Here is a 19,670-nt window from a genome sequence, read left to right as displayed (position 1 = left end):
GGGATCAGCCAGCGTCGGCGGCAGCGGCCTTCAAGCCGCATGGGCAAGAATGGCAGCTTCGGAGGATGTCAGGTTTCGACGCGCGTAACTGCCGTAGCGGTGAGGGTCGAAGGCCAGATCCGGATTATGGGCCAGCAATCGGGCCCGATCAGAGCTTTCCAGGGCCGCTATGTCAGCATTTGCTGGGTGAAAACTCTCTGTAGCAACGCCGTTTGCCCATAAAATGTTGTGGCCGGGCAAGAGTACATGAATGTAGGTTATTTCCCGCACTTGCAAATCGACCGCAATGTGATGTCCGTCTATCAGATCTCTCGCAGCGACCAGCACTTCCGAGGTGTTGAAAAGATCCATCGCTGCTGGTCCGGAAATAAGCATTCGGTGCTGGGGAGATACCAGCAGCTCCTGATCCGGCCTCTCGACACCCAGCGCGCCTGCTCGAATGCGCACCGGGCGCAAGCTCGGTATCGCAAAGAGACGCGCGCCAGTCATACGTCTGCTGCCAATCCATTCAATCGCCTGAGCACCGTTGTCTTTTGTTTGCACCAGGTCTCCAACGCTCAGATCCTGTACCAACCTGACCCCGTTTGGCGTGCTGATGCGAGTGCCGGAGGTGAAACAAATGACACCACAACCCTCAGCCCGATCCTTGGTTGCTCCCTTAGATTCAAGTGTATGATGCACGATCCATAAGTCGGTCCCGCGGGGCGGCAACTCATCAAGGAACATCAACAATGGTTGCGCGCCGCGCCCGATCGCGATGAGGGTGACCGTGTAACTTTGCGCTCCGTCGGTCACGACAAAACTGCTGTCCGCCAAGCCACTCTCTATTGCGCCTGCTGATTGCGCTCCCGGGTCGGCCTCCAGAGCCGTACCAACAAGTCGGTGCACCATTTTTGCTGCGCGTTGGCGCAATGTCTCTGATCCGTCCGCCCGGTCCAACCGCAAAACGCCGGAAGGTCCGTCTACCTGTACCGCATCCCCGCGCCAGGACCACGCCGCACCCACATTGAGCGAACACACTGGCGCGGCCTCCAAGCCGTCTACTTCCGTCTGCGACCAAGAAATTACGAACGTGCCACGAAAGCCCGTCTTCATTGCCTGTTGCCTGCTTTAGTTTTTTTATTACCAAAGGCATAGCAATGCTGGATCAATCTGTGAAGTATATTTTTCTCGGAGATTCCAAGATGTTGCACTCAGACTCTGATGCGTTTTCAGATCAGCTTGTTCAATTCCGCTCTAGCAACCTTGGCGTCAGCCCCGCCAATCACGGACTTTAACCGGGAAACTTGACACAAGGTCAGAAATGTTCGATATTTCTGTCATGACAGAAATAGATGACATATCGGAAGCTTCTGCAAAATCCCAGTTCATCCTGTACTGGGGTGACATGGGGGGGCAATGGGGCGTGAATCGTTCAGTCGCGCAAATTCATGCTCTTTTATACTTGAGTATCAGCCCGTTGAACGCGGAGCAGATATCTGACGAATTGGGAATCGCCCGTTCAAATGTTTCCAATTCGCTCAAGGAACTGGCCGGCTGGAAACTCATCCGACGAGTCCCCGTTCCAGGTGACCGCAGAGAGCACTTTGCTGCGGAAACCGACGTTTGGGAAATGGCGATGCGGATCGCACAGGGCCGCAAGGAACGTGAGATCGACCCGGCGATTTTTGCCATTGCCGAATGTGTCGAACGCGCCCACACGGAATCCACCCTGAATCCAGAAGTTCTTGAGCGCATGAAGGAAATGCAGAGCTTTCTGGCCACGGTGGATACCTGGTATGGGCAAATGCTGAAGGTTCCGAAAGCAAAACTGAACCTGCTTATGAAAATGGGAAACAAGGTGATTTCGCTGCTGTCCACTAACGGGAGATGAACGAGGTCGTTTTTTGCGCCTCCATTTCTCTTTATGCAGAAAGTTCAGACTTTAACGATTGTGAGGATATTATGCACTATGATGATGAAAACCAATTTGAAGAACCGGTCAAAGACGAACGTTTCAGCACCCTTCTGGGAGCGGAACAATGGCGGCGGCTTCCCGACCCAATCCGTCATAGATTTGGCAAACGCGTCCGCGGCGGCGCAAGCATCGCCTACCAGGGCACCATCGAGCAAATGGAAATGAACTGGGCTGGCAAATTGCTTGCCCATGCGACCCGCATCATCGGTGCGCCCTTGCCATTTGATTTGTCCTGCGTCGGGCGTTCGGCGGTGGTTGTCGTCACCGAAGATTCGGCGGGTCAGGGCCAGTTCTGGATACGTCAATATGGCCGAAGATCCGGCTTCCCCCAAATGGTCCACAGTTCAAAACGGTTTGCCGGACCGACCGGTCTCGAAGAATACATCGGATATGGCATCGGAATTGCTCTACGTGTCGAAGTGTCCAACGCGGCTCTTTTGTTCAAAAGTGATCACTACTTCATTTCCGCTTTGGGATGGCGCATCCGGTTCCCGCGTCTATTCAGCCCGGGTGCTCTGACCATCGGACATCATGATCTCGGTGGCGGCAAATTCCGCTTTTCACTCCGTTTGCAAAACAGGTTGCTTGGCACTCTGCTGAGCCAGGACGCAATATTTCAGGATGCGACCCCGTGAAACCCGAACCGCACCGCGCATATGCTGTCTTTGCAAAGACAGCACGGGCGATCAATAGCCCACGAGGGTTGGAACCATGAAGAAAAAACGTGTTCTCATCATCGGTGGGACGGGGGTTTTTGGTCGCCGGCTCGCGCAGCATCTCGCGCGTTGGAATGACATGGAACTGGTCCTCTCGTCACGCTCAAAGACAAAAGCGCGCGCATGCATATCACAGCTGCAAAATCTTTCTTCTACCGCCAAGGTTCGGGCCACAGTACTTGAAAAAGGTTCGGACCTTGGGTTTCGGTTGGAGGAGATCAACCCAGACATTGTTGTCGATTGCTCGGGTCCTTTTCAGGGCTCAAGCTACGAAACAGCACGCGCCGCCATACAATCGGGCGCAGATTACGTCGATCTTGCAGATGCCAGAGATTACCTGACCCGGTTTGAGACCGAACTCGATGCGATCGCACGCCAAAATCAAGTGTCGGCGCTCGCAGGCGCAAGTTCAACGCCCGCCCTTTCTGCCTGCGTTGTAGGCCAATTGGCGGAGGGCTGGCAGCGCGTTGATGACATTGATTTATGCATCACACCGGGTGGGAAAAGTGAGGTCGGTCGAGCGGTCATTGCCGCGATTTTGAGCTATGCAGGGCATTCCGTTCCCTGTTGGCGCGAGGGCGCTTTGAGCAGCGCCATTGGGTGGTCTGGAGGGGAACGGGTAAATATCCCTGACCTTGGAATACGGCGGGTAGCGCCCGTGGAAACTCTGGACGCAGAACTTTTAGGGCCGCGCCACGATGTGCGCGGGCGTGTTTCTTTTTCTGCTGGCCTTGAATCACCCATCGAACAATTCGGCATCGAAGCGTTGGCTCTCCTGCGAAGGAGAGGTTTCGTTCGCAATCTCAAGCGTTTGATCCCGGTTCTTTTGAGATTGCGACAGATCACACGCCTTGCGACCTCTGATCGCGGCGGGATGCGCGTCGCGGTCCGCGGGATCGATGGCCAGGCCCAAGCGACATTGGCGACCTGGTCCCTACTGGCCAAGGACAACCAAGGGCCATTTGTGCCAATCCTGCCCGCAGCCGCAACGGTGCGAAAGCTGCTGGCGCATGCAACGCCCCCCGGTGCCTGTCTGGCGGATCGCCATCTGGAACTCGCTGATATCCTTGCGGAAACAGAGGGGTATCAAATCACCACGCGGGTCGATATCGCGCATGGCGCCCAATAGGATTGTGCGATTCCAAAGGGAGCTTCCCGACTATCCACGTTTCTGAAAGGCGATCATCACCAATGCAAGACAGGACGATCCAACCATCAGCAAAAGCGAGACCGCATTTAGCAGAGGCGTCGAGCCCTCCTTGAGGCGATCAAACATGGCGATGGTCAGGGGTGCGTCTGAACCGACGAGCATCAAAGTAGTGTTGAAATTCTCGAAGCTCATCAGGAATGCAACCACGAATGCGCCGATCATGGCCGGAGCAAGATAAGGCAATGTGATGGTGCGGATGGCTGTCAGCCGCCCGGCCCCGAGATTCAATGCGGCCTCTTCCAGGGTCTGGTCAAACTTCTGCAATCGCGCGCCGATGACCAGTGTTGCGATGGTCGTGATGAAAGAGAACTGCCCCAGGACGACAAGCCAAAGCCCCGGGCGAAGGGCTTCCACATCAACGGAAAATCCGTCCCACAGACCATTTGCCACCCGGCTGGAAAACACCAGGATCGAAATGCCCAGCACGATGCCAGGGATCACAAGCGGCAAAAGCATCAGAACATAAAGAACGCCCTGCCCGCGAAACCTGTATCGGTTGAACAGAAAGGCATTGGAGGCGCCGACACAGACCGACAGCGCGGAAACCACAACCGCGACAAAAACCGACGTGCCGATGGCGCGCAGGATAGATCGTTCGTGGAAAACTCCGATCATCGGGCGTTCGGATCCGAAAAACCAGTTCCAGGTAAACCCTTCCCAGGGCAGCGATGGAAACTGGCTGTCATTGAAGGCAAAAACCGCAACGACAATCAGCGGCAAGGCCAGAAACACGAAGAACAATGTGACATAGGCCGCATAGGCAGCGGTTAGAAAACGCGGTTGGGGGATGGAAGGGATCATGGTGCCAGCTCCTTATCCCATCGTCTTTTCGAGCGACTGGCCCGTGAGTTTGAGCATGCCCCAGACAATGGCGGAGGACAGGATCAGCAGCATGAACCCGAAAGCCGCGCCCAACTCCCAGTTAAACCGAACGATGAACTGCGAATAGATCAGTTCCGTGAACCACAGGCTTTCCTTGCCGCCCAGCATCGTGGGGGTCAGGTAGTTCCCGAGGCTCAGCATGAAAACGACGATACACCCCGATACGATCCCCGGCATCGCGTGCGGGATGATGATTTCGCGTAACACGCTCAGACCGCTGCCACCCAGATCGTAACCCGCCTCGACAACCTCATCCGGCAGGCTTTCCAGCGTTGTCACCAGCGGCACAACCATGAACAGCATCGAGGTATAGACCAACCCGACCATAATAGCGCCGTCGTTATAGAGCATTTCCACCGGGCCGTCAGCGAGGCCCGCAAATTGCAGAAGGTTGGAAAACACACCGGTTTCGCGCAGCAGGATCATCCAGCCAAAGGTCCGCACGAGTTCGGACACCCAGAAGGGCACGAGACACAACAGAAACAACGCCGATTGCACCCGCCCCTTGACCATCTTGGCGATGTAGTAGGACACCGGAAAGGCGATCACCAGGGTCACCAGCGTTGCCAGAACCGACATCACCGCGGTGCGCAGAAATGTCCACAGATAAAGCGGTTCGCGAAAAAACGTCAGGTAATTGGCCAAGCTCGTTTCATATTGCCCGACGCCGACACGTTCGCGCAGCGAGACCAGAAACACATCCACATGCGGGATGAAAATGAGCAGCGACAGCCACAACAGCAGCGGTGTCAGCAAAAGCGCCAGCCCCAGTTTTGCCTGATCGCGCATTCAAGCGCCTCTGGCGGCAAAACAATTGCCCTGATCGCTGGCCCAGCCGATATGGACATCCGCTCCCTTGCTCAGTGTCGCGAATTCGCCCGATTGCGGCAGGTTAACCTCGATTTCTTCGCTGCCTTCCGACGTGCCCACCAGAACCCGGCTGGCAGCCCCGTTAAAGAGCAGCGACGTGACCTTGCCCGAAATCCGATTGTCGAAATGTTGCAGGTCATTCTTGTGGTGCGCAATCCGGATGGCTTCGGGGCGCACGAAGATATCCGCAGGATCGCCCGAAGTCAGGTGCCTGCCGTGGGTCGCGCCGCGCAAAACCATGCCGCTGTTGGTGCGCAACTCGATCTGCGCGCCTTCCTGTTTCTCGATACGTCCACGCCAACGGTTCGTGTCACCCACAAACCCCGCCACAAAGGCTGTATCCGGTCGGTAATAAAGATCACGCCCCGTGCCCATCTGCTCGAAACGGCCTTCGTTCATCACCGCGATATTGTCGGACATCACCAGCGCTTCTGACTGGTCGTGGGTGATATACACAAATGTCGTGTCAAACGCGGCCTGCAACGCTTTCAACTCAACCTTCATGCGCTCGCGCAGTTTCAGATCGAGCGCGCCAAGCGGTTCATCCAAGAGCAGCACGTCTGGTTCCAGCACCATGCATCTTGCGATGGCGACCCTCTGTTTCTGGCCACCCGAGAGCTCATTGACCTTGCGTGCGCCAATCCCCGGCAGACCGATCCGCTCCAGCCCTTCACCGACCTTCCTGTCGATTTCAGTTTTCGACAAGCCCGCGCGCCGCAAGCCATATCCAATGTTGTCGGCAATGTTCATCATCGGGAAAAGCGCCAGATGCTGGAACACCATATTCACCGGGCGCTTGTTTGGCGGCACGTCCAGCACAGACCTGCCTTTGATGCGGATATCTCCCCCGGAAGGTTCCAGGAACCCGGCGATCATGCGCATGATCGTTGTCTTGCCGCATCCTGATGGCCCCAGGATCGAAAAGAACGATCCCTGTGGTACGGCAAATGAAACGTCTTCAACAGCAGTCGTGGAACCAAACCTCTTTGTCAGGTTGGTGCATTCAAGGTCTGGGGTCATAGGAGATCACTGTAAGGATAGCGGCGCCCGCGTTCCGGCGGGCGCCTGACTTGAAATGGTTGGTTCAGTTGGCCGCTTTTACGCGGTCCAGAACACCGCCCTCGATGGCTTCAAGGCCAGCGGGAACCGGCGGATACCACTTGATGTTGTCGATGGCTTCTGGCGGGAAGCTCGCCTGATAGCGTGCTTTCAGATCATCAGCAGCAAATGCATCAGCCCCTTGGGCGGCAGTGAAATTACCCGCGGCCGCCGTTATCATCGCAGCCACCTCCGGCTGCATCACGAAATTGATCCAGGCATAAGCCGCGTCATCCGCCTTTCCCTTTGCGGGCAGCACGAATGTGTCCACCCAGCCAAGCGCACCAGATGCAGGGGCCACAAATGTGATGTCAGGATTGTCGGCGTTCAGCTTCCAGCCGCCCGTGTCCCAGGCCATTGATGCCACCACTTCGCCGGACCGCATCAGACCCATCAACTCGTCGCCGCCGCCCCAGTAGGTTTTCACGCCTGCCTTGCACTCAATAAGCTTGGCTTCAACCTTGGACATGATGTCAGTATAAGCCGCCTCATCGCCGTAGGCCGCAAAGGGATCAAGACCCATCGCATATGCGAACCCAATCAGGGTCGGGCGTTTCAGGCGATAAGATACTTTGCCCGCCACATCACCGCCGCAAAGATCCGTATAGTCTTTGACCGCGCCCGCGTTCTTCGTGTCGACAACCAAGCCGCTGGTGCCCCAAACGTGCGGCACCGCGTAGACTGCGCCGTCAACGGTTGTGTTGAGCTTGGTCGCTTCCATCATGGACGGGATGAACTGCGCTGCGTCAATTTTGGATAAATCGATCGGCTTATAGATGCCAAATTCCTGTTGCGGCCCGGCAATACGGTCCTGGCTTGGCTGCGCCAGATCGAACCCGCCGCCACCTGTCGCGCGTAGTTTGGCGATCATTTCCTCATTGTTGGATTTGGTCACCTCGACTGTATGTCCGGTCTCCGCTTCGAATTTCGCGACAACCTCTTCGGGTGCATAACCACCCCATGTCAAAAGCCGGAGCGTGTCGGCTGACGTCGATGTCGCGACACCCATGAGGGCAAAAGTGACCGCAGTTGAAATTGTAAGGGTTTGTTTTTTCATAGTTCCCGTCCCTGTTGAAGAGTCCTGATTAGGATGCCGTGACACTGTGATTACTTTTGATCATTTGGTCAAACCGAAACACCAGATGTCCGACACAATTGGGATTTCATGGTTTTCGCAGAGAGCGACTTCCCGCCGCTGAACCCCTGGATTCTCCACCTCAATTGCTCGAATCCGCGAATAGATTTACCCTAAGACCGCCCGCTGAAGCTTTCCGGGTCATTATTTTCCGACCCTTTTTTATCGCAGCGGTATTTGGATTGGATATTGCGATGAAACTTTTTCACCTGACTTTCCGCATTTTTGTTCTTTCGATTTTTCTCTCGGCCATCAGCCATACCGGAGACGCCCAGCCCGCCGATGAGGTCGCCCTTGGCCCCGGCCCGATGATTGATCTGGCAGGGTTGAGCGCCGCAGGTTGCCGCACGCCCTCACAAATGCCAACCGATACGGATACGGCGCGCGCGACGCTGCCTTGTCGCCAAATTAAAGGGGTACAGCATGCGCTGAACCACTTCATTGATCCAAGGCAGGTACGTACCGAACCCGCAAACCTGCCTTTTGCCTACGTATCGGATGAACCCGCCATTCGCGCATTGACCAGAGCAATTGTTGTGGCCTGTTTGACGGATGGTGCCCTGCCGGAATTCACCCCGCCCGGACTGGAATGTTCAACGGCATTGGCCCAGCAACCAGAGATTGATGACATTCGGCGAAAGCTCTTTTTTGGGGACTATTGGGATGGCGATGTCTCCGGCATTTCCGAAGATTGCAAAGAAGTGCCCTTCGAGGACTTTGAAAAAAGTCTCCGGTCCGCTTTCCCACGCATGACAGCACTCCTCATCGCGTCTTCCATGCCGGTTGACCGGGTGGACGCCGCGACGTTTGGCGACAGTTGGATTTGGGAATTGCCGCAAGCCTATGCTCAGGAGCCGAACCTGAACTTGCGTGCCCAGATGATGCGCGACGATGTCAATATCTGGATCCAGGATGCAGGCATCTCAGTTTTTGCAGATGCGGGCACGCATGAAAACATTGATGAAGGCTGCGTTCCGGCTGACTACGACTTCATCCTCTCGCTAATCACCCATTTTCTGCACATCTTTCAGGATCGCCCTGACCTTCTGACCACGCAAAGCGTCGAACGGCTGATCTATAAGGACACTTTTGGCACCGGGCCGTTGATCGGGTATCTAACACCGGCAACATGGGCTGGCAGCGCGGTTCCCTTTTCCGGTCAGCACTTCGAAAGAGAACTTTGGTACGGGCAGAGCATTTCTCTGAAAGCCACCCATATCGACTTTGCCTTGGCCGAAACCGAGAACCACGTGCTGATGACACTGGCCCACTATTACTTGATCAATCAGTGGCTGTCTTCTGGCAAACGCGGGGCGCCCGAAGATCTGGATGATATCGCGCCACCCGGTGTGGACCCGATCGATTGGTTCGCAACCGAAGGCACTCCGTTGCAAGAAAAACTGCGCGATGTCATCGCCCGCGTCATGCACAACGGGTTTTTTGAGACCAACGCGCGGCCCTATCACGGCTACACGATCGGAGCCCTCATTGCCCTCGCTTCATATGCTCAGGATGACCTGATCCGTACCGAGGCCCAGAATGCCCTGCATTTCGCGGCCACAAAATTCGCATTCCAATCTCTGGAGGGTCGGCGGTTTTCGCCGCAACGGCGCAATTGCCAATACGTCGATGAACTCAGCCTCTACAATCGGGACGCCGCCGGACAAGCCTTTGGCTGGCTGTCAGGTGCCTACAAATGGAATGACAGCCCCTTCGGCTTTCGGCAGTTTCGCAATGACCCGCAAAGCTGTTTCACCGCGGACGCACAGACAGGCCCCGGTATTGTCGAAAGCTGCCCCTGGCGGTTCTATACCTGGAAGCGGGACAGCGGCATCGAGGGCATACCCGGTAGTGACAAACCCGCAATCGAAGATGGAAAATCAGCCAATCCCGAAATTCTCGATTCGATTGCCGAAGGTATACCCGCCACAGTTGAGGAACTCAGCGATGACAGGCCCGGTCCCCTACTGGCCACCAACCTGTTCCTGCTCTTTTCAAACTACGAGCTGCCACGGGCGATTCACGATTTTCTGCTCGATAAACAGGATGGTTATTTCGCGCGGATGACGTCGCAATACGAAAGCGATCACTATCCGGTCAGACCCTTCGGCGGCATTGTCACACCGGGCTATTTCACGTCCGATCAACCGTTTGATTCCATCGGCAACAATGAACGGGTGCCCGAATTCTACTTCGCAGGACCCGGTTTCATGAATGTCGCCGGCGGCATCTACAATCCGCTCTATGACCGGTTGTTCAATGACTTCTTCTCGGGTGGCGAAGATCGCCCTTATGGCATCCCCACCAACCCTTTCCCGCCCGCCATTTCGACCTGCAATGGCGGCAATAAGGCGGTCGAACAATACGACTATCTGTCAAAACCCTATAGCGTTTTGACGTCGGTGCCGACCCACCCGGACACCCTAGATCAGGATGGTGACGGCGATACCGATGAAGCCCTTTTCTACGCACCCTTCGGTACTTGGGAGCAGCCCGATGCGAGCTTCAACCTCAAGACCGCAATGGAAAACATGCCAATGATGCGTGGCGATGTCCGCAGGTTCTACAAATCCGCCAATATCGCGACCTACAAGAATTTCAGCTATGGATATCAGGTCCGCAGACAAGACAACATTCCGGACGACCTTGAATGGTTTGATGTAGAATCAGGATTTTGGGACAAGATTCTTAACCTTGCGCCAAACATCCTCAGCCTGCTCGATACTTATCTTGCACCGTTTTCCAAAAAGGATCTCGATTTCCCTCAGGACATTCCTGCGGCGTGGGAGGCGGACTCCGTGCCACGCTCGGATTTCAGCATCGGTTCGGCCTCTTTCCGCGTATATGACCTGCGTGACCTGATGCGCGACAACGGACAGGAACCGCTTTACGTGGTCACCGCACGCATTCGAAAAAAGGCGATTGGTCTATGGTCCAAGAAGGTTTCACGGGGGTTTTGGGAAATCGTCCCCGGCAGATCTTTCCGATCATTGGACGCGCTTGTCCAGCGGGTCAGGGATCACAACCCCAAAAGCAATTTCTCGTTCCGCTACACCGACACGATATTCGGCAATTTCAAGCACTATCGCTACCGCATGGCCGTCTCCGGAGAGCGGATCAGGCTGAGCCAGTATTACGGCGCGATTTACGAGAACATGCGCCACAGAAATGAGGGAACGGTTCAGGGGATCATCTCGATAGCGGATACCGCAGGAGAAAATATTCCCCTTACGGAAGTCCATCTGCGCTACATGAGCAATGGTTTCATGAACAGATTGCCCTTGATTGATGTCAAAGCGGTTGAGCCGGATTTCACCTTCAATCGCCTTGAGCCTGATGCCGCCAATGAGGATAATGAGGATGTGGACCCGCGTGGCCCGTATCTTTTTTACGCCTGCGCACAAAACGGATGGCTCTTTGTCAATCGCCCAGCTGATCCCAATGTGCCGGGTGACATGGGTCGTTGGTTATTTGCCGACAGTCGCAGACACATTGAGGAAGCGCCCTATTTTCGCGGCGGGACATTTTCTGACGATGAAATTTGGCGCACCGGTTGTGGTGCGGGAACAGGTGGGGGGTGGACGCCCGAGCAGCCCGACAACGGCGTTCCCGATGAATGTTCAGATCCTGACGACTGTCCTCGCCCCGATCCCGGCGGCGACGGCGATCCGGGTGGCGATCCTGGAGGTGATCCGGGCAGCGACCCAGGAGGCGAATGTGTTTCGTCCAACCAAACCTGTGAGACAACGTCACAGTGCCAGCGAGGCCAGTTCTGCATGGATCTGGACGGTGATGGCATAACCCGTTGCGCTTGCGATCCCGCCTTGCAACCGGATCTCTTTCCGTTGCCCGCTCAGCAAACCACCATCGAGGGCTTGCCGGGTAGCGGCTATTGCGCACGGCGACCCACTCCGGGACCTTCGCAGAATTTGCGCATCCAGGTCCGCAACGCTGGCGGATCAAATGCAAATGCAAGTCTGTTAGAGGTCGACTTCGAAGGTGTCTTGAGCGGGCCAATCAATGTTCCCGCACTCGGAATTGGGGGCTCCGTCATACGCACGGTACCCATACCATCCTCTTGTTATGCAAACGGGTCGAACTGCAGTTACACCATCACGGTTGATGTTCAAGATACCGTGTCAGAGGGCAACGAGGGTAATAACACGGCCTCAAGCCATTGCCTCAGTCCACAAGGATAGATGATGCGAACAGCGTCACCGGGGCGCTGTTCACATTCGTCCTGCTTTATGATGTCTCGGCAAATCTGATCGCCTGCATGCTTCAGCGTGTTCGCCCCATTTTGCCTTTCAATCAAACGGCCTGATTTGGCTAATTAGCGTTTTGCTTCATCTAGTGTCTGCTGGCTTGCAGTGACCGCACTGCCGTGCGACGCTCTACCCTTGCAGATGAGAATGAGGTCAATATGGCAGCGCCGCTTCTGATCAGAAACAGAAACTACCGCCTTCTATTTGGCGCAGGCACGTTGACCAACCTTGGCGACGGCCTCGTCTTGCTCGCATTGCCCTGGCTTGCCACTTTGATGTCTCAAAACCCCGTGGCCATCGGCGCCGTGGCGGCAGCGGGCCGGCTACCATGGTTACTTTTTGCCATACCCGCAGGTGTCGTGATCGACAACGCAGATCACAAAAAACTAATTGCCCGCGCCGACCTTCTGCGTGCGGCGATTGTATTAGCAATCCTTATGTTGGCCATGAATGACCATGTGGAGGGCGCGGTCTGGGTGTTGGCAGGGCTGGCTTTCTTACTGGGTTCTGCGGAGGTCCTCAGAGACAATGCCGCTCAGACAATGCTGCCGTCCATCGTGGACTCCAAAGACCTGGAGGTTGCCAATGGCCAACTCTGGAGCAGTGAACAGCTGACCGGTCAGTTTATTGGACCACCCTTGGCGGGTATACTGATCGCCGCCGGCATTGGTATCCCCTTTGGCCTTGATGCCGCGTTACTGGTTTTGGCCGCCGGATTGGTGTGGATGATTTCCCTCAAACCACGTGCCCGTGTTCAGACAAGTTTCCGCAAAGCACTGATGGAAGGGATCGCTTTCATGCGAAGCGATCCCCTATTGTTGCGGCTTGCGGTTGTGTTGGGGATCGCAAATTTCATCGCCACGGCAACGATCACCATTCAGGTTCTGTTTGCTCAGGACGTGTTGGTCATATCCGCCTCTTCCTATGGCATGATCCTGTCTGTCGCCGCAGTCGGGGCCATCACGGGAAGCCTGCTGGCGCCGCGGTTCATCTCAATGCTGGGAACACAGCCTTGCCTGTATCTTTCAATTGCCACCTGGGGCGTTGGCTATGCGGCGATCGGTTTGAGTCATTCCGGAATGGCAATGGCCATCGCCTTGTTCTTTGTGATGGCGGCGGCGATGCTCTGGAATGTGATCACGGTGTCTTGGCGGCAAAGACGCATCCCGGCTAATCTGCTCGGCCGGGTCAATAGCATTTACCGTTTCTTTGGGTGGGGCTCGATGCCGCTGGGTGCCTTGGCGGGCGGTCTGCTGGTGTCGATGCTGGAACATGAATTCGGCCGCGAAATAGCGCTTCGTGCCACATTCCTGTTTGCAGGGTCGGCATGCGCGTTACTGCTGATCTACGCGCTATTCAAGCTGCGTCTGGATTGAACAAGTAAGCTCAGCTCAAAGCTTGTTTTGATTGATGTCTCAAGCTCTTGGTTTCCGGCATCACATCGGGCTTATGCTCTAGGCCCAGCAGAATGATGGCTCACAACGTCGCGCCATGGCGCATCAGGTTGTTCTATAAAACGCGCGAACCGCACCTTCTGGCATAAAAACTTCCCCGTGAGGAATGATGCCAGCGCAGTTTCTCATCGATAGCGACGATTGCGTCCTTTGCTATGCTCGGATCCGAGACTTGACCAACCCGCAGCACCCGCTTAATTTTCAAAGCGAAGGTCAAACACTCACAACGGGAGGGCAAAAGCTGAGCATGCGTATCATCCGCCGACTTCAGCATGGTCCCCGTACTGCCCTGCAGATCCGTTTGCAGGGCTGACCACTTACCGGTCTGCCCATTCCGCCGCACAGCGCGGCAACATATTTATGTGCAGAGACCACTATGACCTTAATCAATGTTCAATCCCTTGGGGTGACCTTGGGTGATCCGCTATTCGACAATCTCACATTTACGATTTCCAAGGGCGACCGCATCGGTCTGGTTGCCGCCAATGGGCGGGGAAAGTCCACTTTGTTGGGCTGCCTGGCAGGCAGTTTCGAACCCACAACGGGTGACATCACCCGCGCCCGAGGCTTGCGTGTCGGACATGTGAAGCAGGATGTTCCCGCGCAAGCTTTGACAAAATCCTTCTACAACTGGGTTTTGTCAGCGCTCCCCCAGGAGCAAGCCGACTATGAAAGCTGGCGGGTCGATGTGGTCTTGGATGACCTCAAGGTTCCGAACGCGCTACAGCAAGAACACCTTGTTCATCTGAGCGGAGGATGGCAACGCACGGCCCTGCTGGCGGCAGCGTGGATCACCGAGCCAGATATTCTGTTGCTTGATGAACCGACCAACCACCTTGACCTGCACAGGATCGGACTGCTGCAAAACTGGCTCGGTGCTCTGCCGCGCGACACGCCCGTCGTTACCATCAGCCATGACCGGGCGTTCCTGGACTCAACCACCAATCGGACCTTGTTTTTGCGCGCGGATCGCAGCCGCATATTTCCATTGGCCTTCACCAAGGCCAGAGCCGCGCTGGAAGAGGCTGACGCCGCCGATGACCGTCGCTTTGCCAATGACCTGAACAAGGCCAGCCAGTTACGCAAACAAGCGGCCAAGCTAAAGAACATCGGGATCAATTCCGGCTCTGACTTGCTGATCACCAAAACCAAGCAGCTGAGTGACCGCGCAGCCAAGATCGAGGCCGCCGCCAAACCCGCCCATCACGAAAGAGGTGCCGGGAACATCAAACTGGCCAACAGCGGCACACACGCGAAATCACTGATCACGCTGCCCGACGTCCGTGTGACAGCTCCGGATCAGCGCGACTTGTTTCGCACGGGGACAAAGTGGATCAACCAGGGTGACCGGGTTGTCCTGTTGGGCACCAACGGAACGGGAAAGACCCAGTTCGTCAAAATGATCCACCGGGCACTATTGGGAGAAGAGCCCGCGATACGCTGTGCGCCGAGCGTTGTTCTGGGATATTCTGATCAGCACCTCAGCCAGCTGGACGATGCGGATACGCCCATGAGTGCCGTGGCGGGCCAATTCGATGTTGGTGACCAGCGCGCACGCGGGTTGTTAGCCGGGGCCGGCGTCAACATTCAGATGCAGGACACCAGGATAGCCGCGTTGTCAGGTGGACAGAAATCGCGACTGGCGATGCTGGTGTTACGATTGCAAAACCCCAATTTCTATCTGCTCGACGAACCGACAAACCATCTGGACATCGAAGGACAGGAAGCATTGGAGGAAGAGCTAACCAGCCACGGTGCATCCTGCCTGGTCGTCAGCCACGACCGGAGTTTCCTGCGCAACGTGGGCACCCGCTATTGGCAGATCGAGCAGAAACGACTGATTGAAGTGGACGATCCGAAAGCCTTTCTCTCTGCTGAGATGTCGGGCTGACGTAAAAGCGCAAGGCGATCCCCACCCGCGGCTTGGGCCATCACCTTTTAGGCCGCCAAAATTAGTTTTGCTTAAGTTTCAAGAGCGCCAGGTGGCTCATCGCAGTCGGGGGACTTGACGATTTCCGCTACGTTACTTGCATCCGTCCGCGAAGTCCGTCCGTCATATTCTAATACAAACCGAAAACGCATAACCCCGTCGCGAAACATGGCATTCAAAACTCACATCACATCATTGCTGCGGCGCCAGCGGGAAGATCAGAGAACGGAGCCCACGCAAGCTGATTTGCGGCTGCTCGCACCGCTGACTGAGTTGCTGGATTTGAAACGCCCTCAACATGAGCTTTTGGAGGAAATTGAAGCAGAACTCGATACGAGCCAAGCGCAGCCCGTAAGATCAGTGGAAAAGTGGTGCGCAACGCTGCCATTGTTCCTGGCCTTTGCCTTCGGCGCTTTGATCGCTCTGGGTATTTCAGGAAACAGTCGCGACGGTTTAGAAATAAGCATCCGTTCGGAAGCAGACGAAGCCTGGCTGTCGTTGGGCGTGGTTACCCTGCGCGGCGCGGCCTTGCATGCATTTGTTGCGACCAAGTGCCAAGATCACTCTCATCTGACCATCGCTCTAACTAGTGGTCACAAAAACGAAAAACCCTCTCTGCGCGGCAAAACTGAACCGCATGCGCAGCTGCCAAGAACGCATTCTGGTGAAAAAATCCTGATGGCCTGCAACTTTTGACCCACGGCTCCCGTCCTTGCTAGATGCCAACAGAACGGGGAGACTGCCGTGGGAGTGACCAGACTGGTGCCCGCATCGGAATCGAAGAAAAGCGAAACCAAGCCCATGGCCGCGACAGAACAATGCCGACAACTGGCGCATTTGCTCGCGGCCTGCGCCGAGGGTGATCGAGCCGCATTTCGCCGATTTTATGACTTGAGTTCGCGCTATGTATTCGGCGTGATCCTTGCCATTATGAGAGATCGCGATCTGGCCAGAGACGTCGCGCAAGAGGCCTTTGTGCGCATCTGGAAAAGATCACACCAGTATCGCCCGGACAGCGGCAACCCGCTTTCCTGGATCGGCACAATCGCCCGAAACTGCGCAATCGACAGGCTAAGGTCCGAGCGTACGCGTGGTTTTGTAGAGTTCACAGATGACGTCCCGGAGTTCTCCGACCTTGATGACCCGGCAAGCCACACGCTCGACAGTCTGGTGATCCGGCGCCTCCTTGCGGACCTGCGTCCCGACCATCGCAAGGCGCTGATGCTTTGCTATTTTCAGGGTTACACCTACATCGAGCTCGCGGGTGTACTGGATATTCCCGTCGGCACCGCGAAAAGCTGGGTCAGACGCGGATTGGCAGCCCTACGCGAGGCAATGGAATGAAACAGGATACCGACAATACAATGCGTTCACAGGATAAAATGGTTAGTAATCTCGACACGATCCCCGCCATTCCGGGCACCATGCCGCAATTGGGCAATGGAGCTGACGAAACGCTCGCGCAGTTGGCACCATTGGCTCAATCTCTTCCGTCCGCCACGCCACCGTCCGATTTGTTTGCGGCCATTGAACGTGAACTCGACGCTGAACCGAAGGCCGCAACGCAGGTACAGCGAGCCGATGAGGGGGAGTGGACCAAACGGTCGGACCTGATCTGGAAAAAAATCCTCACGCGTGATCCTCAGAGCGGACGGTGTATGTATCTGTTGCGCTGCCTTCCCGGCGCGCGGATCAAACCACATATCCATGATCGCTCTGAGCATCTGTTTATTATCGAGGGTGAATTCTGGATGAACGGCAAGCTCTTCACGGCAGGAGACGCACAGTGCTCAATGCCAGGGACCGAGCATCATGAAATCACGATGCCAAACGGATGCTTGGTTTTGATCAGCGCCTAGATATGGGCCTGATGCACCCAATTGAGCAAGAAACTGGCCGACAACCACGGACCGAAGGCCAGTTTTTGCCGTTTCAGGATCAACGCATAGCAAAGTGCCGATACTGCTGCCAAGGCGACCAGCCCGGGCAGCGCTGCCCACCCCAGCCACGCCCCTGCCCCTGCGAGCAGTTTGGCGTCTCCAAGACCTAAGCCGTCGGTGCCTGTCCACCGGAAATATATCTCTCCGACAACCGCAAAAACCAGATAGCCTGAGACGACCCCGAATAGGTGTTGCACAGGCCAACCGGATGCGTAGATCGCCGAGACTATGAGACCCGAGATCACCAGCAAACCATTGGCAATATTTGGAATTCGCATGTGATTTATATCCCAGACGCTGATCCAGAGCAGCATCATTGCCAGCCAGATTGTGACGGTGATCGGTAAGGATTCATATGGCATATACGTCTTCTTTTCCAACGAGTGGCCTCATCTAACTAGCAATACGTGACGTGCCCTGAATTTGTTGCGCGGGCTGAAACTAATTCTCAAAGCCTGCCGTTTTAGTGATTACAGCTTGAACAATCCCTCGGCGGAAACCCGCGACTGGACCCAAACCGCTGTCGCGCAAAGCCCAGGCAAAAGATGCTTCTTTTGCCAACGGAGACGCTTTGCGTGGAACTGAAACGTGAGGAACGAAAATGAAAACCAACCGACCCCTTGCCATGAGCAACTTGCTAGCCGCAGCCATCATGGCCGCTGCAGCGCCGGTCACCGCGTCGTCTCATCGTGAGGCACCTGCCATTACCGAGCATCCCAAAGTGGATGGCACAGATTTCTACATCTTTCGCAGCTACGAGCCCGGGCGCGAAGACTACGTGACCTTCCTGGCCAACTACCAACCCTTGCAGGTCAATTACGGCGGACCGAGCTACTATACGATGGATGCAGACGCGCTTTATGAGATCCACATCGACAACGACGGCGACGCCATCGAGGATCTGACATTCCAGTTTGAGTTCGACAACCAATTGGCAAACGGCGGCCCGGGCATTGGCCTGGATATCAACGGTGAACAGGTAGCCATTCCGCTGAAATACGCAGGAAGCATTCTGCCCAACGATCAGTCTCTGCTGAACGAATCCGAGAGCTATGGCATTACTTTGGTTACGGGCGACCGCCGGAGTGGCAACCGTAGCGCCGTGACCCGTTCCGGTTCGAGCGATACTTCCTTCACAAAGCCACTCGATCACGTCGGCCTGAAAACCCTGCCCGACTATGACGGTTACGCCGATCAGTTCATCTACGATGTTGATGTGCCCGGCTGCGACACACCCGGTCGGGTCTTTGTCGGTCAGCGTTCAGATGCGTTTGCCCTGAACCTCGGCGAGGTATTCGACCTTATCAACCTTGTGCCCATCGAAGGCGACAGCGCGCCCGGAGCGGGCGATGGTGGCGGTCAGGTTGGTGGTATCACGCAGAGCCGTGCCAATGATGACGTCTTCGGCAAAGTCAACGTATCGACCATCGCGCTGGAAATGCCGATTTCCTGCCTGACCTCTGGGGATGAGACGGTGATTGGCGGCTGGACCACTTCGAGCCTTGCCCAGGCCGAACTGGAAGATGCCACACCGGGCTATGAGGCGACCTCGAAGATTGGTGGCGCGTGGGTACAACAGTCCCGTATCTCTACACCTCTGGTCAACGAGGTCGTCATCGGCATTCCCGACAAGGATCGCTTCAATGGATCGGAGCCAATTGATGACGTTGAACTTGCGACATATGTGACCAACCCTTCCTTCCCTGCGCTGGTCGATCTGTTGTTCCGGGGTGATCTGGGCGCGACAGATAACATCGCGCCCTCGAACTTCCCGCGGCAGGATCTTGTCACGACTTTCCTGACCGGCTTTCCTGGTCTGAACCAGCCCGCGAATGTGCAGCAGGCAGAGATGTTGCGTCTGAATACCGCGATCGTGCCAACGCCGAGGGCCAACCAGCATACGCTGGGTGTCGTCGGCGAAGATCTTGCGGGTTTCCCCAACGGGCGTCGCCCGGGCGATGACATCATTGATGTCACGTTGCGGGTCGCCATGGGCGCGCTCTGCCATCCCGTGCCTTTGGGTGCAGAGCTGGGCATCGACGGGGCGGTCGAGGATGAGGCAAGCGATTTGATCAACCTCGGGCTTTGTGCGGAAGCTGACGCGCCTGTCGGTGCAGAGGCCTTTACCGATGGCGCGCCCATTGCTGCCACTGAATTGCAAAACCGCTTCCCATACCTGAACTCGCCAATCCCAGGATCGCCCAATTGATCCT

Annotated in this window: 16 protein-coding genes; 10 read left to right on the top strand and 6 right to left on the bottom strand. The window is 56.0% G+C overall.

Going from position 1 to position 19,670, the window contains the following annotated elements:
• Positions 1–30: 30 nt before the first annotated feature.
• Positions 31–1,095 carry a Hint domain-containing protein gene (locus tag ACOTTU_RS15150; RefSeq protein ID WP_425659247.1) on the bottom strand — a complete coding sequence of 355 codons (1,065 nt, stop codon included), beginning with the start codon at positions 1,093–1,095 and terminating at the stop codon, positions 31–33.
• A 208-nt stretch (positions 1,096–1,303) separates the two neighbouring features.
• Between ACOTTU_RS15150 and ACOTTU_RS15145 the strand changes: the two genes are divergently transcribed.
• The 3 genes from ACOTTU_RS15145 to ACOTTU_RS15135 all read left to right on the top strand — a co-directional run bounded on the left by ACOTTU_RS15145 (position 1,304) and on the right by ACOTTU_RS15135 (position 3,802).
• A complete protein-coding gene (locus ACOTTU_RS15145) occupies positions 1,304–1,873 on the top strand; it encodes a GbsR/MarR family transcriptional regulator (RefSeq protein ID WP_425659245.1) in 570 nt (189 codons plus the stop codon).
• Positions 1,874–1,944: 71 nt separating this feature from the next.
• Entirely contained in the window at positions 1,945–2,592 is a 648-nt protein-coding gene (locus ACOTTU_RS15140; RefSeq protein ID WP_425659243.1) for a DUF4166 domain-containing protein, read from the top strand.
• Between the two features lie 76 nt (positions 2,593–2,668).
• The gene (locus tag ACOTTU_RS15135; RefSeq protein WP_425659241.1) at positions 2,669–3,802 is read left to right on the top strand and encodes a saccharopine dehydrogenase NADP-binding domain-containing protein; all 1,134 of its coding nucleotides are present in this window, start codon (positions 2,669–2,671) and stop codon (positions 3,800–3,802) included.
• A gap of 30 nt (positions 3,803–3,832) precedes the next feature.
• Here ACOTTU_RS15135 and ACOTTU_RS15130 read toward each other — a convergent pair whose 3' ends face one another.
• The 4 genes from ACOTTU_RS15130 to ACOTTU_RS15115 all read right to left on the bottom strand — a co-directional run bounded on the left by ACOTTU_RS15130 (position 3,833) and on the right by ACOTTU_RS15115 (position 7,790).
• The gene (locus ACOTTU_RS15130; RefSeq protein ID WP_425659239.1) at positions 3,833–4,684 is read right to left on the bottom strand and encodes an ABC transporter permease; all 852 of its coding nucleotides are present in this window, start codon (positions 4,682–4,684) and stop codon (positions 3,833–3,835) included.
• 12 nt (positions 4,685–4,696) lie between these two features.
• Positions 4,697–5,554 (bottom strand): ABC transporter permease, encoded by an 858-nt coding sequence (locus ACOTTU_RS15125; protein WP_298914565.1) that lies wholly within the window; start codon positions 5,552–5,554, stop codon positions 4,697–4,699.
• The gene (locus ACOTTU_RS15120) at positions 5,555–6,655 is read right to left on the bottom strand and encodes an ABC transporter ATP-binding protein (protein WP_425659236.1); all 1,101 of its coding nucleotides are present in this window, start codon (positions 6,653–6,655) and stop codon (positions 5,555–5,557) included. It lies immediately after the preceding gene.
• 64 nt (positions 6,656–6,719) lie between these two features.
• Positions 6,720–7,790, bottom strand: a complete 1,071-nt coding sequence (locus ACOTTU_RS15115) for an extracellular solute-binding protein (RefSeq protein ID WP_425659234.1) — start codon at positions 7,788–7,790, stop codon at positions 6,720–6,722.
• 272 nt (positions 7,791–8,062) lie between these two features.
• Here ACOTTU_RS15115 and ACOTTU_RS15110 point away from each other — a divergent pair, with 272 nt between their 5' ends.
• From ACOTTU_RS15110 to ACOTTU_RS15085, 6 genes are all read left to right on the top strand, one after another.
• On the top strand, positions 8,063–12,067 hold the full coding sequence (locus ACOTTU_RS15110) for a CARDB domain-containing protein (RefSeq protein ID WP_425659232.1): 4,005 nt from the start codon (positions 8,063–8,065) through the stop codon (positions 12,065–12,067).
• 224 nt (positions 12,068–12,291) lie between these two features.
• Positions 12,292–13,509 carry an MFS transporter gene (locus ACOTTU_RS15105; protein WP_425659230.1) on the top strand — a complete coding sequence of 406 codons (1,218 nt, stop codon included), beginning with the start codon at positions 12,292–12,294 and terminating at the stop codon, positions 13,507–13,509.
• A gap of 454 nt (positions 13,510–13,963) precedes the next feature.
• Positions 13,964–15,478 (top strand): ABC-F family ATP-binding cassette domain-containing protein, encoded by a 1,515-nt coding sequence (locus ACOTTU_RS15100; protein WP_425659228.1) that lies wholly within the window; start codon positions 13,964–13,966, stop codon positions 15,476–15,478.
• 207 nt (positions 15,479–15,685) lie between these two features.
• Positions 15,686–16,213, top strand: a complete 528-nt coding sequence (locus ACOTTU_RS15095; RefSeq protein ID WP_425659226.1) for a hypothetical protein — start codon at positions 15,686–15,688, stop codon at positions 16,211–16,213.
• 48 nt (positions 16,214–16,261) lie between these two features.
• Positions 16,262–16,861, top strand: coding sequence for an RNA polymerase sigma factor (locus ACOTTU_RS15090; RefSeq protein WP_298914546.1), 600 nt, complete (start codon positions 16,262–16,264; stop codon positions 16,859–16,861).
• Positions 16,858–17,376: a cupin domain-containing protein gene (locus tag ACOTTU_RS15085; RefSeq protein ID WP_425659224.1), complete on the top strand. Its 519-nt coding sequence runs from the start codon at positions 16,858–16,860 to the stop codon at positions 17,374–17,376. The genes ACOTTU_RS15090 and ACOTTU_RS15085 overlap by 4 nt, the downstream gene beginning before the upstream one ends.
• Here the strand turns inward: ACOTTU_RS15085 and ACOTTU_RS15080 are convergent.
• Positions 17,373–17,819 carry a prepilin peptidase gene (locus ACOTTU_RS15080; protein WP_425659222.1) on the bottom strand — a complete coding sequence of 149 codons (447 nt, stop codon included), beginning with the start codon at positions 17,817–17,819 and terminating at the stop codon, positions 17,373–17,375. The two genes, ACOTTU_RS15085 and ACOTTU_RS15080, sit on opposite strands and share 4 nt — an antisense overlap.
• A gap of 263 nt (positions 17,820–18,082) precedes the next feature.
• Here ACOTTU_RS15080 and ACOTTU_RS15075 point away from each other — a divergent pair, with 263 nt between their 5' ends.
• Positions 18,083–19,666, top strand: coding sequence for a DUF4331 domain-containing protein (locus ACOTTU_RS15075; RefSeq protein WP_425659220.1), 1,584 nt, complete (start codon positions 18,083–18,085; stop codon positions 19,664–19,666).
• Positions 19,667–19,670: the final 4 nt, after the last annotated feature.

The sequence above is a fragment of the Roseobacter sp. EG26 genome (assembly GCF_049830555.1).
Lineage (GTDB): Bacteria > Pseudomonadota > Alphaproteobacteria > Rhodobacterales > Rhodobacteraceae > Roseobacter.
This window is presented reverse-complemented; position numbering and strand designations above follow the sequence as displayed.

Coding starts and splice junctions, on each gene's coding strand:
- ACOTTU_RS15080 (WP_425659222.1), bottom strand. CDS start 17,819: ATGCCATATGAATCCTTACCGATCACCGTCACAATCTGGCTGGCAATG.
- ACOTTU_RS15100 (WP_425659228.1), top strand. CDS start 13,964: ATGACCTTAATCAATGTTCAATCCCTTGGGGTGACCTTGGGTGATCCG.
- ACOTTU_RS15120 (WP_425659236.1), bottom strand. CDS start 6,655: ATGACCCCAGACCTTGAATGCACCAACCTGACAAAGAGGTTTGGTTCC.
- ACOTTU_RS15125 (WP_298914565.1), bottom strand. CDS start 5,554: ATGCGCGATCAGGCAAAACTGGGGCTGGCGCTTTTGCTGACACCGCTG.
- ACOTTU_RS15095 (WP_425659226.1), top strand. CDS start 15,686: ATGGCATTCAAAACTCACATCACATCATTGCTGCGGCGCCAGCGGGAA.
- ACOTTU_RS15145 (WP_425659245.1), top strand. CDS start 1,304: ATGTTCGATATTTCTGTCATGACAGAAATAGATGACATATCGGAAGCT.
- ACOTTU_RS15075 (WP_425659220.1), top strand. CDS start 18,083: ATGAGCAACTTGCTAGCCGCAGCCATCATGGCCGCTGCAGCGCCGGTC.
- ACOTTU_RS15135 (WP_425659241.1), top strand. CDS start 2,669: ATGAAGAAAAAACGTGTTCTCATCATCGGTGGGACGGGGGTTTTTGGT.
- ACOTTU_RS15110 (WP_425659232.1), top strand. CDS start 8,063: ATGAAACTTTTTCACCTGACTTTCCGCATTTTTGTTCTTTCGATTTTT.
- ACOTTU_RS15140 (WP_425659243.1), top strand. CDS start 1,945: ATGCACTATGATGATGAAAACCAATTTGAAGAACCGGTCAAAGACGAA.
- ACOTTU_RS15085 (WP_425659224.1), top strand. CDS start 16,858: ATGAAACAGGATACCGACAATACAATGCGTTCACAGGATAAAATGGTT.
- ACOTTU_RS15130 (WP_425659239.1), bottom strand. CDS start 4,684: ATGATCCCTTCCATCCCCCAACCGCGTTTTCTAACCGCTGCCTATGCG.
- ACOTTU_RS15115 (WP_425659234.1), bottom strand. CDS start 7,790: ATGAAAAAACAAACCCTTACAATTTCAACTGCGGTCACTTTTGCCCTC.
- ACOTTU_RS15150 (WP_425659247.1), bottom strand. CDS start 1,095: ATGAAGACGGGCTTTCGTGGCACGTTCGTAATTTCTTGGTCGCAGACG.
- ACOTTU_RS15105 (WP_425659230.1), top strand. CDS start 12,292: ATGGCAGCGCCGCTTCTGATCAGAAACAGAAACTACCGCCTTCTATTT.